Annotated in this window: 12 protein-coding genes and 1 pseudogene; 11 read left to right on the top strand and 2 right to left on the bottom strand. The window is 70.6% G+C overall.

The genetic code is table 11. The annotated features are described in order from the left end of the window. Position 1 precedes the first annotated feature (1 nt). Positions 2-1,471 (bottom strand): MFS transporter, encoded by a 1,470-nt coding sequence (locus ACFQ7F_RS42185; protein ID WP_383283594.1) that lies wholly within the window; start codon positions 1,469-1,471, stop codon positions 2-4. Between the two features lie 147 nt (positions 1,472-1,618). Between ACFQ7F_RS42185 and ACFQ7F_RS42180 the strand changes: the two genes are divergently transcribed. From ACFQ7F_RS42180 to ACFQ7F_RS42155, 6 genes and pseudogenes are all read left to right on the top strand, one after another. Beyond that, entirely contained in the window at positions 1,619-2,185 is a 567-nt protein-coding gene (locus tag ACFQ7F_RS42180; RefSeq protein WP_383283592.1) for a TetR/AcrR family transcriptional regulator, read from the top strand. A 166-nt stretch (positions 2,186-2,351) separates the two neighbouring features. Continuing rightward, positions 2,352-2,682, top strand: a pseudogene (locus ACFQ7F_RS42175) (rodlin); the annotation flags it as partial. 228 nt (positions 2,683-2,910) lie between these two features. After that, on the top strand, positions 2,911-3,336 hold the full coding sequence (locus tag ACFQ7F_RS42170) for a DUF6299 family protein (protein ID WP_383283589.1): 426 nt from the start codon (positions 2,911-2,913) through the stop codon (positions 3,334-3,336). A 151-nt stretch (positions 3,337-3,487) separates the two neighbouring features. Beyond that, on the top strand, positions 3,488-3,751 hold the full coding sequence (locus ACFQ7F_RS42165) for a BatC protein (RefSeq protein WP_383283587.1): 264 nt from the start codon (positions 3,488-3,490) through the stop codon (positions 3,749-3,751). Next, the gene (locus tag ACFQ7F_RS42160; RefSeq protein ID WP_383283584.1) at positions 3,748-4,953 is read left to right on the top strand and encodes a cupin domain-containing protein; all 1,206 of its coding nucleotides are present in this window, start codon (positions 3,748-3,750) and stop codon (positions 4,951-4,953) included. Before ACFQ7F_RS42165 ends, ACFQ7F_RS42160 begins: the two co-directional genes overlap by 4 nt. Positions 4,954-4,963: 10 nt before the next feature. Continuing rightward, on the top strand, positions 4,964-5,860 hold the full coding sequence (locus ACFQ7F_RS42155) for a sucrase ferredoxin (protein WP_383283581.1): 897 nt from the start codon (positions 4,964-4,966) through the stop codon (positions 5,858-5,860). A gap of 77 nt (positions 5,861-5,937) precedes the next feature. Here the strand turns inward: ACFQ7F_RS42155 and ACFQ7F_RS42150 are convergent, their stop codons facing one another. Continuing rightward, positions 5,938-6,597 carry a TetR/AcrR family transcriptional regulator gene (locus tag ACFQ7F_RS42150; protein WP_383283578.1) on the bottom strand — a complete coding sequence of 220 codons (660 nt, stop codon included), beginning with the start codon at positions 6,595-6,597 and terminating at the stop codon, positions 5,938-5,940. 205 nt (positions 6,598-6,802) lie between these two features. Here ACFQ7F_RS42150 and ACFQ7F_RS42145 point away from each other — a divergent pair, with 205 nt between their 5' ends. The 5 genes from ACFQ7F_RS42145 to ACFQ7F_RS42125 all read left to right on the top strand — a co-directional run bounded on the left by ACFQ7F_RS42145 (position 6,803) and on the right by ACFQ7F_RS42125 (position 12,431). Beyond that, complete coding sequence (locus ACFQ7F_RS42145; protein WP_383283575.1) at positions 6,803-7,456, top strand: GPP34 family phosphoprotein; 654 nt, start codon at positions 6,803-6,805, stop codon at positions 7,454-7,456. 509 nt (positions 7,457-7,965) lie between these two features. After that, on the top strand, positions 7,966-8,712 hold the full coding sequence (locus ACFQ7F_RS42140) for an FG-GAP repeat domain-containing protein (RefSeq protein ID WP_383283572.1): 747 nt from the start codon (positions 7,966-7,968) through the stop codon (positions 8,710-8,712). A gap of 185 nt (positions 8,713-8,897) precedes the next feature. After that, on the top strand, positions 8,898-9,515 hold the full coding sequence (locus ACFQ7F_RS42135; protein ID WP_383283597.1) for a LuxR C-terminal-related transcriptional regulator: 618 nt from the start codon (positions 8,898-8,900) through the stop codon (positions 9,513-9,515). 157 nt (positions 9,516-9,672) lie between these two features. Further along, a complete protein-coding gene (locus ACFQ7F_RS42130) occupies positions 9,673-10,350 on the top strand; it encodes a DUF4255 domain-containing protein (RefSeq protein ID WP_383283569.1) in 678 nt (225 codons plus the stop codon). Further along, the gene (locus tag ACFQ7F_RS42125; protein WP_383283566.1) at positions 10,347-12,431 is read left to right on the top strand and encodes an ATP-binding protein; all 2,085 of its coding nucleotides are present in this window, start codon (positions 10,347-10,349) and stop codon (positions 12,429-12,431) included. The genes ACFQ7F_RS42130 and ACFQ7F_RS42125 overlap by 4 nt, the downstream gene beginning before the upstream one ends. Positions 12,432-12,514 lie beyond the last annotated feature (83 nt).

Genomic DNA, 12,514 nt, shown 5'->3' with positions numbered 1-12,514 from the left:
GTCAACGGCTGTTCGCGGGCACCTCGTTCGAGGCGGTGACCGCACCTGGATCGGTGGAACGTTGCGGCGCCGCGGAGCCTTCCGCGGGCTTGGACTTAGCCAGCCACAGGCCGGTGAACACGGCGGAGGCCAATGTGACGGCGCCGGCAGCGAGGAAGGCGCTGTTGAGGCCGTCCTCGAAGGAGGCGCCGCCGGATTGCCGGCTGCGGACGACGGCTCCCAGTACCGCCACGCCGAGCACCGCACCGATCTGCCGCGTGGTGCCGCTGATGCCTGACGCGAGGCCGCCTTCCTGGGCGCTGACTGCTTGGATGGCGGCTCCCGTCAGTGGGGACAAGGTCAGGGCGAAGCCGATGCCGACGACTCCCAGCCGCCACCACACGTTCCCGTAGCCGGTGTCGGCGTGCACCATGCCGAGCGCAAGCAGCCCCAGGCCGGCCAGGGCAAGGCCGATGGTCACCACGATGCGGAAGCCGTACCGGGCGGCGAGCCGGCCCGCGTACGGGCTGACGATCACCATGCCGAGGGACATCGGCAGGGTCTGCAGGCCGGCGCGCAGGATCGAGCTGCCCTGGACGTACACGAAGAACTGGGAGAAGAAGAACGACGAACCCATGAGCGCGAACCCCACCACGACCATGGCGGTGTTGGACACGGTGAACAGGCGCTGCCGGAAGAGCCGCAGCGGCAGCATCGGAGCAGAGCGACGCGCTTCGACGGCGACGAAGGCGACGAGGAAGACCACCCCGGCGGTGAAGCTGCCCAGGATCACCGGCGCCGTCCAGCCGCGGGCACCACCCTCGATCAGCCCGTAGGTCAGCGCCCCCACCCCCAGAACGGACAGCACCGTCCCGGGGACATCGATCGCGGGGGCGCTCGGATTGCGGGTCTCTTCAAGGCTGCGCAGACCGACAAGGAGAAGGACCACGCCCATGGGCAGATTGACCAGGAAGATGGCGGGCCAGCCGAAGACATCCGTCAGCACGCCGCCGGCCACGGGGCCTACGGCCAGACCGAGTCCGCTGAACCCGGCCCACAGCCCGATCGCCTTGATCCGTTCTTGCGGCACGGGATAGGCGGCGGCGAGCAGGGCGAGCGAGGCAGGGCTCAGCGCCGCGGCCCCGATGCCCTGCAGTACCCGGCCGGCGATCAGCCAGCCGACCGAGGGCGCGAGGCTGCACAGCACCGACGCGACGGTGAACACCGCCACGCCGGTCAGGTACACCCGCTTGCGGCCGAACCGGTCGGCGAAGACACCGCCGGACAGCAGCAGCATGGCGACCAGCAGTACGTACGCGTCGACGATCCACTGCAGACCGGTCAGCTCGGTGTGCAGCCGGTGCTGCATATCGGGCAGCGCCGCTCCAACGATCGTGTTGTCGAGCAGGACCATGAACTGACCCAGGCAGGCCACCGTGAGCAGCACGGCCCGGTTCGGTCGACTGCCTACGGCCGCAGGCGATGCAGTCAAGGGGATTCCTCTCCATTGTCAGTAGCGCCTCCCCACGGTCGACGTGGTCGACCCCGGGACGCACTAAAGCAGTCAGCGACTGCGTTAGGAGACTGTAAGGCGGGCCGACCCACAAACGCAAGTCACGACTGCGTTAAGGTGGGGGGCATGAACGAGCGACAGCGAGTCCGGCGGCCCGGCGGGCGCAGCGCCCGCGTCGGCGCGGAGGTGCACCAGGCCGTCACCGACCTGGTCAGTGAGCGCGGGTACGGCAACTTCACCGTGGGCGAGGTCGCAGCCCGCGCGGGCGTGGCCGACAGCAGCATCTACCGCCGGTGGGGCAGCCTGGAAAGCCTGCTCACCGACGTGGCGCTCACCCGCCTCAACGCGCAGTCACCGATGCCCGACACCGGGAGCCTGGCCGGCGACCTGCGGGCTTACGCGGCCCAAGTGGCCCGCGAGATCACCGGACCCGACGGCCTGATGCTGCTGAGCCTGGCCGTCGCCCTGTCGAACATCGGCCAGCAGGGCCTGCAGGCGCGTGACGACCTCCGCGCCGAACGCACCCGGCAACTGCAGTCCATGCTCGATCGCGCCCGCGAACGCGGCGAACACCCGCCCGACGCACTCGGCGTGCTGGACCACATCATGGCCCCGATGTATATCCGCGTCTTGTTCGGCATGGGCCCGCTCACCCCGGAATACGTCGACGGACTGGTCGACCGGTTGCTGTGACCCCGTGAAGTCGGCGAACGGCTTACGCGCGTGTACTCATCCGCTTTTCCGCTCTGCCGTCAGCTCCGCTCCGCCGACACTCTGCCAATGGGCGAATATCCCCTGAGAGAGGGCCCTCGCGATGTATTGATTCATGTCCTCAACCAAAGTTTCGTACTGGAGTGACATGCGAATCCGTACCTTCCCGCTGGCTCTCAGCCTCGCCGCCCTCTCCCTGGCAGGCACCGCCGGGAGCGCGGCCGCCATCGGCGACGACAACGGCACCACCAGCGCCAGTGGCAACAATGCCAAGGGCCTTCGGCAACAGCGCCACCCACGGCAACCAGGGCCTGCAGGGTGCCGCGATCCAGGGCTCGTTGAACAAGCTCTGCGCCGGTGTGCCCGTCAAGGCCGACGTGGGATCCCTCGTCGGCATTCTCGTACCGGTCGCCGTGCAGGACATTCCGGTTCTTTCGGCGCCGCAGAACCAGCAGTGCGCCGAGAACTCCACGCAGGCCGCTGACGCCCCGCGGACCGGCGCACCCGGACCGCGACGGTGACGCCGTGCACCGCGGCGGCGAGAAGGCGGCGGCCGCGTGCCTCCTTCTCGTCGCGGCCCCGGTTGCCAGGAGGCACTCCCTCCGGCAACCGGGGCCTGTTGGGCCCGCGCATGTCGGGCCCACCTTCTCCATCAGGCCCGCCGTGACGGAACTTCGAGTTCCGTCTCCCCTCACCCAAGAGGCCCCATGTCATTGCGCCAGACCACCATGGTCTTCACCGCTTCACTCTTCCTGTGCGCCGTACCGACGGCGCACGCGTTCGCCGACCCGCACGAGACGGTCACCGTCGACCCCACCGGCCGCCTCGCCCCGGACGGCACCGTCACCCTCTCCGGCACCTACCGGTGCACCGGCGGCACTGGTCCCGTCTTCGTGTCCTCCGCCCTGACCCAGGGCAATGGCACCGCCCGGCACGGCGTCGGCGGCACCCGGGCGATCTGCGACGGCGAGCAGCACGCCTGGACCAACACGGGACGCCCCTCGCCCGCCGACCTCAAGCCGGGTGTCAGCAACGTCGAAGCCACCGTGATGGAGCTGGACTCGCGAAGCGGTCTCCCGCTGCCGCGCTTCCACGCCGCGCAGCGGCAGGACGTCGTGCTCACCCGGGGCTGACGCCTCACCGACGACCGCCGCTCCTGGAAGGTGGCCGGGCGCCCGTGATCCCTTCAGGTTGCCGACCCCCATCGCGTGAGCGAGCTTGGTGGAAGCAGGCAGGCCCTGGAGGGCGCGCCCGTTCCCAGCCGTTCGATTCTCAGGAGGCACCATGTCCAACCCCGAGCAGGATGCGAACCAGCACGAAGGTCCTGCTGACGGCGGGGCAGCGGGCACGCCCGGCGTTCACGACGGAGGCGCCGACGGCGGAGCCGAAGGCCCGGCAGACGGCGGAGCGGCAGGCAAGCCCGGCGTCCACGACGGAGGCGCCGACGGCGGAGCCGAAGGCCCCGCGGACGGCGGAGCGGCAGGCAAGCCCGGCGTCCACGACGGAGGCGCCGACGGCGGAGCCGGCGAGTCCGGCAGCGGCGTTTGAGTGCTCTCCCGACCGAGCTCCAGAACGTCGGCGCCACAGCAGGCGTCGGCGTTCTGGAGACACGTCTGACCGGCCTGAGCCGGGAGGAGTTCGCCCGCGACGTCTGGGCGCGCACAGCGCTGCTCACGCGCCGCGCGAGCGATTTCTCCGACCTGTTCTCCGCCGACGCCGTAGACGAACTGATCTCGCGTCGCGGGCTGCGTACGCCCTTCCTCCGCGTCGCCAAGGACGGTTCCACGCTCCCCGAGTCGTCGTTCACCGCGCCGGGCGGTGTCGGTGCCACCATCGCCGACCAGCTCGACGACACGGCTCTGTGGCGCGAGTTCGCCGACGGCGCCACGCTCGTCCTGCAAGCGCTGCAGCGCACGTGGGGGCCTGTCGCGGACTTCAGCGCCCGGCTGAGCACGGAGCTGGGACATCCGGTGCAGGCCAATGCCTACGTCACGCCGCCGCAGAACCGCGGGTTCGACGACCACTACGACGTACACGACGTCTTCGTTCTTCAGATCGACGGCGCAAAGCGCTGGCTCATCCACGAGCCCGTCCATCCCGACCCGCTGCGCGACCAGCCCTGGACCGATCACCGCTCCGCCGTCGCGGACGCAGCGAAGGGCAAGCCCTACATCGACACCGTTCTGGAGCCCGGCGACGTTCTCTACCTCCCGCGGGGCTGGCTGCACGCCGCGCGGGCACAGGGCGAGGTCTCGATCCACCTGACGCTCGGAATCCACAGCTGGACGCGGTACGGCCTGGCCGAACAGCTCGCCAAGGCCGCACTCGCGGCGCTGCGCGACGATCCCCGGATGCGCGGCGCCCTGCCCCTGGGCGTGGACGGGCCGGAGGGTGAGATCGACATCGTCCGCGAACACCTCGTCGCCGCCATCACAAAGGCCGATTCCGCTCCGTTGTTCCACCGCACCCGTCGAAGCCAGGCGCGCCCCGCGCCGTTGGGGCCGCTGGCCCAGCTCGCCGCCGTCGACGGTCTGGGCCCCGACTCACCGGTGCGGCTCCGCGAGGCGTTGGAAGCACGCCTTGAGGGCCCGCGCCTGGCCACGCGCGTGGGCTGGCTCGACTTCCCGGAGACTGATCTGCCGTCGGTGACCCGCGTGCTCGACGGCGAGGTCCACATGTCCGGTGATCTCGGCGTCGGCCTCGTCGAGAGGCTGCTGCGCGCGGGTGTACTGGTGCCCGCCGAACAGTGATGTGGTCGCGGTGACGGCGGCGGAGCGCTTCTTCTGCGCCGATGCCGCCCGGACACGCGGCGACTCGCTCGCGGGCACAGCGCCGTACGGCTCCGTCTGGATCCTGATCGAGTACCGGGGCGGCTGGCCGCCGAACGGCTTCGACGGCCTCGACCTCGACCCTGACACCAAAGCCCTGGTGTTCTCCGCCGCCCAGGCGGTGCGGGCACGGATGCTTCTGATCAGGCGGCACGGACGCCACAGCCCCGAGGGCCCCAGGCGCTGGGCCGTACTGCGCCACGAGAACTCCGGCGCCCACCGCCAGCAGTGGGGCACGTGGAGCCGCGACGAGGACTTGGCGCAGATCGCCGATGCCCTCGGAGCCCCCGGAGAACTCGACTGCCCGCCCGTCGTCCTCGTCTGCGCCCACGGTCAGCACGACACCTGCTGCGCCGTGCGCGGTCGGCCGGTGGGACGCGCCCTGAGTGAGCGCTGGCCGGACCTGGTGTGGGAATGCACCCACGTGGGCGGCGACAGATTCGCCGCCAACGTCGTCGTCGCGCCCGACGGTGTCTACTACGGCAATCTCGATGCCAGGTCGTCGGTGGCAGCGGTCGAAGAGCACCTGAGCGGCCGTATCCACGCGGAGCATCTGCGCGGATACACGGACCTCTTCCCACCGCAGCAGGCCGCAGTCACAGCCGTACTCGAACGCTTCGGCCCGGCCGGCCGGCATGACTACGCGATCGTCGAGACGTCCCGCGAACACGACTGCTGGCGGATCCGCATCGCCGGCCCGCCGACTCGTCCGGCGACCTTCGAGGTCGAGGTGCACTCCCATCGCACACCACCGAGTCAGCTGACCTGCCGCGGTCTTTCGATGAGTTCGGCCGTCGTCTACGAGGTCACCGCGATCCGCGTCGGGTGAGTAGCCGCTCAGGACGCCCGTAGTACAGCTGCAATGTGCGCTAGGCCGAGGCGCTGCGGTCACGGGTGTGCGCCGCCTCATTTCAGCGAGGCAGTTGCGGGTTCTGCCACGTCGGGGGCGATCACGTCGCCGATCGCGCCCCCGGTGGCGTCGCGCACGGCCTGCGCCAGGCGTCGGATCACGTCACCTTCGAAGTCCTCGGGAATGTCACCGCACAGCGCAACGGCGCCGATGTGCTCGCTGAGGACCCGGAAGGCGGCGGAGGCCGCTGCCGCGTGCAGGCGCACCTGGAGGTCGTCGGCCGGGAGGCCCAGACGCTTCGCGATGATCTCGACCATCTCGCGCTCCACTTGATCGCAGGCCATCAACCAGGCTGTGCGGAGGGGTGGTTCGGTGTCGGCGAGGCGGATCATCCGCATCGCGAGCCCGGTGTCGGCCATCTCGACGGCGTCGGCCTCATGACGGAACCGACTCGCTTCCGCGCTGAAGCGCTCTTCGAGCGAGAGGCCGGCGGGCCAGTCGCGCAGCGTGCGCATCTCCCACTCGACGCCCTGCGTCACGATGGGTTCGGCGCAGCTTTCCTTGCTGCGGAAGTGGCGCCAGATGGTGCGGGTGGACAGGCCCACCGCCTCGGCGATCTGATCGCCGCTGGTGGCGTCCACACCCTGCTCCCAGAACAGGCGAGATGCCTCCCGGGAAATCTCCAGGCGCAGCCGGTCGCGCCGCTGCTCCTTCATGTCCCGCCTCCACGCTTGGCCGTCGCCGTGCCGGTCGTCTCCACTCACGTTCCTGCCGCCGGTGCTGTACATCACTTACTGCCATAGTGTCACTAAGTGACGGGCCTGGCCACCCCACGCGCGGCACGGGCCGGCACTTGCAGTTTCTGTCACTTAGTGACAGCGTCACTAAGTGACAGACGGAACTGTTGACGTGGGAGACGACATGACCCAGACGCTGCCGCAGCGGCTTTACCTGCTCTGCTACACCGTGGACAAGGGCAAGTTCCAGCTCGACAACCTGCAGGGCCGCGGCCAGTTGCTGCGGGCCGGTGCCCTGACCGAGCTGGCTCGCGACGGACTGCTCGACGCGAAGGGAGGCAAGGTGGTCCGCATGCCCGGCAAGGCGCCGGACAACCCCTTCAATGCCGCGGTGTGGAACGACCTGCCCGACAGCAAGCCGAAGGGCTGGCTCCAGTTCATTCACAACAAGGCCCACACCGCGGAGACACCGGTCCGCGACCAGCTCTCCGCCGCGGGAGAGGTCGCCGTCTCGCGCGGCAGGGTGATGGGACTCATCCCGGCCGACCGGGTCACCGTCGCCCACCCGGAGGAGGTGCTTGCCCTCCAGGAGCGGGTGCGCGACACCGTACTCAAGGGATTCGCCCCGGTGACGATCCCGCTGGAGGAGCTGGCCATGGCCGTGTTCGCGGTCGAGCTCGAAGTGACCTGCGTGTGGAGCCGTGCCGACCTCCGCACCCACAAGCAGGCGCTCAAGGCGCTGGCCGCGCAGTTCGACGCGATCGTCCCCGGCCTGCGCAAGGCGCTGCGCGACTCGTACCTGGCGAGCCGCGCGGTCGGCGGCGGCTGGAGCGCCTGAACGCGCATCCGACGACCGCGTGACGGCCGTGCGACGGCCGTGCGACGACTGCTTCTGCGGGCCACTCAGAACGTGTGATGTGTGAAGAAAATCTAACACTGCCAAATGTCTCGCCATCTCACTAACGTCGTTCGGGGCGGCGAAGGGTCCGGCATCGAAGCCGTTCTGGCGGGGCGGCAGAACAGTTGACGGTAGGTGGAGGTGGCTGCCTGCGGAGGCTGGAACCTCGATGCCCTCCGCTTCCCGAGGGGCCGGGCGCGTCCCACCTCAGCGTTCCAGGCCGCTTGCGTTTCCGCTGGTCAAAGGCACATTTCGCGTTCCAGCGTCCCCAACTGCCCGGCTTTCGTGGCGGTCGGGGCCGATCACCCCGCAAGCTCGAGGCGTGCCTTTCCGGGATACCCGGGAGACCCCCACACCTCACATCGAGTTCATCACCGCGTGACGTGCGGCGCGGTAAGGAGCCCGGTTCACAAGCACGTCTCAACAGCAACGACATGAGGAGTTCGCAGATGCTTCGAAAGCGCTCACGCCTGATCGCCGCCCCTGTCGCGGCGCTCGCCCTGACCCTGACTGTCGCCGGGTACCAGGCCAGCGCGGCAGGGGCGTCGGGCTCGGGCGACGCGGCACGGTCCGGCAAGGCCGCCGATGCGACGGCCCCGTGTCTGTCCGGCGCCACGACGCTGGTCGGCGACCTGGACGGTGACGGCCGCCCGGACAAGATCGTCAACCCCGGGCACACCGGCACCAAGATGACGGTCCAGTGGGGCGCCGCGGACGGCTCGTTCGGCAGCAAGAAGACTGTCGGCAAGCTTCTCGGCGCGAAGACGGGCGAGGTCGCCACCGCCGCGGTCGCCGACTTCCAGAACGACGGCACCCTGGACATGGTCGTCAACCTCGTCACCCCCGCCGGCGGGGACGACCCCAACAAGGCACGCGTCGCCGAATTCCGCCCCGGCCCGCTCAAGCGGTCGAACCTGTCCTCCGCCGCCGCCCGGCACTCCGACATCGGCGACCTCGGTGAGGCCAAGCAGCTCCGCATCGCCAACTACGGCGGCGACGCGTACCCGGACGTCGCGATCCTCAACAACGCCGGCGACGGCGTGATCGAGCGGTCCGTGCGTCTGACGAAGCCGGGCAGCGGCCCCGGTGCCTTCGACTACGAGCTGCAGCAGAAGTACGGCGAGACCGGGACCCCGGCCGAGCTGCCCGCCATGCCCACCGGCGGTTGGAAGCACTTCTACAAGTCCTGCTCCTGAACACGCCCCCCTGAGCATGACCTCTTGAGCACGACCTCCTGACAACGACCGGGCGCCGCCTGCCCTTTGCACTCCGGCGGCGCCCGGGCCAGCTCGCCGCGGTCCCAGAGCGGTCCCAGAGCAGTCCCAGAAGTGAGGAACTTCGCTTGTCCAGCACGCCCCCGGCCTCCTCGGCCGCCCTACCGATGACGAACCGGGTGCGGGTCGCCGTCACCGCCTCCGACCCGATCAGCCGCGAGGGCGTCCTCAGCCAATTGCGTCGGCACCCAGAGGTCGAACTGGAAGGGGACTCCGGCCCCGCCACAGTCGCGCTGCTCATCGAGGACACCCTCGACGAGGCCGCGCTGACCCGGCTGCGGCGCGTCGTGCGCAGCGAGGGTGCGCGTGCCGTGCTCGTCGCGGGTACGGTCCGCGAGCACGAACTCCTGGAGGTCATCGAGTGCGGAGTGGGAGCCATCGTCTGGCGCCACGAAGCAACCGCCCAGCGTCTGGTCCAGGCGGTGCTGACCACAGCCCGAGGTGGCGGCGATCTGCCCGCGGACTTATTGGGCCAGCTCATCGGCCAGGTGAGGCGCCTCCACCGTGGCGGCGCCGATCTGCCGGTGTCCTTCCTGAGCTTCACCAAGCGCGAGGTGGATGTCGTGCGGCTCGTGGCGGAGGGGTTCGACACTTCGGAGATAGCCACGAAGCTGTCGTACTCCGAACGAACCGTCAAGAACGTGATGCACGGCCTCACCACACGCCTGAACCTGCGCAACCGTGCGCACGTGGTGGCCCATGCCCTGCGTGAGGGCTACATCTGACCGGACGGGCTACCGGACAGCCCATTGAGGCAGCAAGCGCTGCCCCGCCGTCATCCCTGACGTCCCTGCACTCCGGCCGGTCCGGGGAGCACGATCGACGGCAGGGCCGCCATCACATCGGTCGGCGGGGAAGCCAACGGCAGGTGGGAGCGCGAGAGTGATCCATGAGGTGGACGAGGTCCTCAAGGGCCTCATCGGCGGCGGGGCACTGACCGGGTCCGGTATCGACGTGTCCTTCGACGTGCCCACCCGTGACTGGGCGGCCCGGCGCAACGCACCCGTGGTCAACGCGTACTTGTACGACATCCGGGAGGACGTGAGCCTGCGGCAGCGCGGCCACACCGGGCTGCGCGACGACCGTGACGTCGTCGTACGCCGCCGCCGTCCCCCGCGCTGGTTCCGGCTCGCCTACCTGGTGACGGCCTGGACGAAGACACCGCAGGACGAACACCGGCTGCTGTCCGCCGTGTTGGCGACACTGCTGCCGCACGAGCTGCTGTCCGCCGAGGAACTCCCGGGAGCACTCGGGCAGCTCGGCCTTTCGGTGCCGGTGACGGTCTCCGCCAATCAGTCGGAGGCCCGTTCCCTCGCCGACATCTGGTCCGCCCTCGGCGGCGAGCTCAAGCCTTCTTTGGACGTCACGGTGACGGTGCCGTTCCCGGCGTACCCCGACTACGACGCGGGCCCGCCGGTCACCGAGGGCGCGACGGTCCGGGTCGGCGCTGTCGACGGCGGCCCGCCCCGGTCGACGGAGCGCGCCCACCGGCCCCACCAGGTGGCGGCCGCGCGCGCCGCCCACGAGCAGGCGGCGGCCCGCCGCACGGAGCAGTCATGAGCACCTCGTCGATGTCGTCACTGCCGTCACTGTCGTCGCTGGAAGACCCCTCCCCCACGGCTGACCGCCCACGAGACCCCGTGGCCGCAGCAGGACCGGCCCGCTGCCTGCTCGACCGCCTTGCCGGACTACGGCAGACGACGAGCGCCCTGGTCGAACACCGCTCCGTCGGGGATCCCACCGCGAGCGACCCGTTGCGCGGCCTGTACATGTCCGAGGACGCCGTACGTCACCTGCTGCAGACCTGGCCACAGGCGGACCCGGAGGCGGACGTCCGGCCGGACGTATGGGCGCCGTGGCCCAAGGACACCGGCGACCCCGACGACCGGCTTGCCCGGACGGCCGCCCGGCTGCGCCTGACCGAGCTGGACGCGGCCGTCCTGCTCATCGCCATGGCCCCCGACCTGGATCGCACCTTCGAGCCGCTGTACGGCTATCTCAACGACGACGTGAGCCGCCGCCGCGCCACCGTGGGGCTCGCCCTCGACCTGTGCGGGGTACCCGCGCACCTGCCGGACGCCCGCGCCCGCTTCCACCTCGCGGCGCCGCTGCGCGCCCTGGGGCTGTTGACGGTCGAAGAGGACGAACGGCCGCTCCTCACCCGCTCCTTGCGCGTGCCCGACCGGCTCACCGCACACCTCCTGGGTGACGCATCGCCGGATGCCGCGCTTCTGGGCCTGCTGCAGCCGATGCCGGTCCCGCAGCCCCACGCCGAGCATGACGAGGACTTCGTCGGGCAGCTGACCGCCCGGCTCGGCGAAGGGGCGATCACCGCCTATCTGCGCGAACACCGCGAGGGCGATGCCCTCGCCGCCCTCGCGTCCGCCCTGCACGCGGCCGGCCTCGACGCCCTGCGGTTCTCCGGTCCCGCCGACCACGTCCCTCAGCTGCTGCGCGAGGCCCGTCTCAGCGGCCGAGCCGTCGTCGTGTCTGGCCTGCCCGAACAACCGGGCCCGATGGTCGCCGAGTTGGCTGCGGCCACGGACGTGACCGTACTCCTGGCCGATCCTCGCCCCTACGATCCGCAGTGGTCCCCGCACGACCCGCTGGTGCTCCAGGCGCCCCGGCTTCCCGCGGGAGGAACGGCCGTGTGGCGGACCGCCCTTGGCCCGGCCGCCGACGCCTTCGACCTGGCAGCCACCGTGGCCCCCTATCACCTCGGTGCCGAGCGCATCGGGCGCGCCGCCAAGGCCGCCGCCACGCTCGCCGCCTTCGACGGGACCGCGCTCACCGCCGCCCACGTCCGCCTCGCCGCCCGGCAACAGTCGGCGTCGGGCCTCGAGCAGCACGCTCGCCGGATCCGGCCCGCGGTGGCCTGGCAGGACCTGGTCCTGCCCGACGCCCCCCTCACCCAGCTGCGGGAACTCACTCTGCGCGCCCGCCACCGCGACCGGGTCCTCGGCGACTGGCGGCTCAGCGCGGGCGGCGGGCGCGGACGCGGGGTCGTCGGTCTGTTCGCGGGAGATTCCGGCACCGGCAAGACGCTGTCCGCCGAAGTGATCGCCGCCGATCTGGGAGTGGACCTCTACGTGGTCCAGCTCTCCTCGATCGTGGACAAGTACGTCGGCGAGACCGAGAAGAACCTGGAGCGGATCTTCACCGAGGCCGACCGCACGGACGCCGTGCTCCTCTTCGACGAGGCCGATGCCGTCTTCGGCAAGCGCTCGGAGGTCAAGGACTCCCACGACCGGTACGCCAACATGGAGAGCGCCTACCTGCTGCAGCGCCTGGAGTCCTTCGACGGCATCGCCCTGCTGACCACCAACCTGCGGGCCAACATCGACGACGCGTTCACCCGCCGCCTCGACCTGGTGGTCGACTTCCCCTTCCCCGACCCCGGGCAGCGCCTCGCCCTGTGGCGGCACGGCCTCTCGCACGTCCCGCGCGCCGAGGGCATCGAAGTCGAGGGCCTCGCCCGGGACTTCGAGCTGTCGGGCGGCGCCATCCGCAGTGCGGTGGTGACCGCCGCCTACCTCGCGGCCGGACGCGACGAGCCGGTCGCGGCGGGCGACCTCGTGGAGGGCGCCCGCCGCGAGTACCGCAAGGCGGGCCGTCTCGTCCCGGGCGAAGCGAGCTGGTGACATGACCGCCCGCACCGTGTGAGGGCCCAGGCCGGCCCCCGGTTCGGGGGGGGGGTGGGGGCGGTGGCCGTCACACCTTGTAA

This window comes from Streptomyces sp. NPDC056486, assembly GCF_042795295.1.
Classification (GTDB): domain Bacteria; phylum Actinomycetota; class Actinomycetes; order Streptomycetales; family Streptomycetaceae; genus Streptomyces.
Note: the sequence above shows the minus strand (reverse complement) of the source record. Positions and strands in the feature narration are given on the sequence as shown.

Excerpts from the sequence above, each read along its gene's own strand:
- ACFQ7F_RS42180 (WP_383283592.1), top strand. The coding sequence starts at position 1,619 with ATGAACGAGCGACAGCGAGTCCGGCGGCCCGGCGGGCGCAGCGCCCGC.
- ACFQ7F_RS42170 (WP_383283589.1), top strand. The coding sequence starts at position 2,911 with ATGTCATTGCGCCAGACCACCATGGTCTTCACCGCTTCACTCTTCCTG.
- ACFQ7F_RS42165 (WP_383283587.1), top strand. The coding sequence starts at position 3,488 with ATGTCCAACCCCGAGCAGGATGCGAACCAGCACGAAGGTCCTGCTGAC.
- ACFQ7F_RS42150 (WP_383283578.1), bottom strand. The coding sequence starts at position 6,597 with ATGAAGGAGCAGCGGCGCGACCGGCTGCGCCTGGAGATTTCCCGGGAG.
- ACFQ7F_RS42145 (WP_383283575.1), top strand. The coding sequence starts at position 6,803 with ATGACCCAGACGCTGCCGCAGCGGCTTTACCTGCTCTGCTACACCGTG.
- ACFQ7F_RS42140 (WP_383283572.1), top strand. The coding sequence starts at position 7,966 with ATGCTTCGAAAGCGCTCACGCCTGATCGCCGCCCCTGTCGCGGCGCTC.
- ACFQ7F_RS42135 (WP_383283597.1), top strand. The coding sequence starts at position 8,898 with ATGACGAACCGGGTGCGGGTCGCCGTCACCGCCTCCGACCCGATCAGC.
- ACFQ7F_RS42125 (WP_383283566.1), top strand. The coding sequence starts at position 10,347 with ATGAGCACCTCGTCGATGTCGTCACTGCCGTCACTGTCGTCGCTGGAA.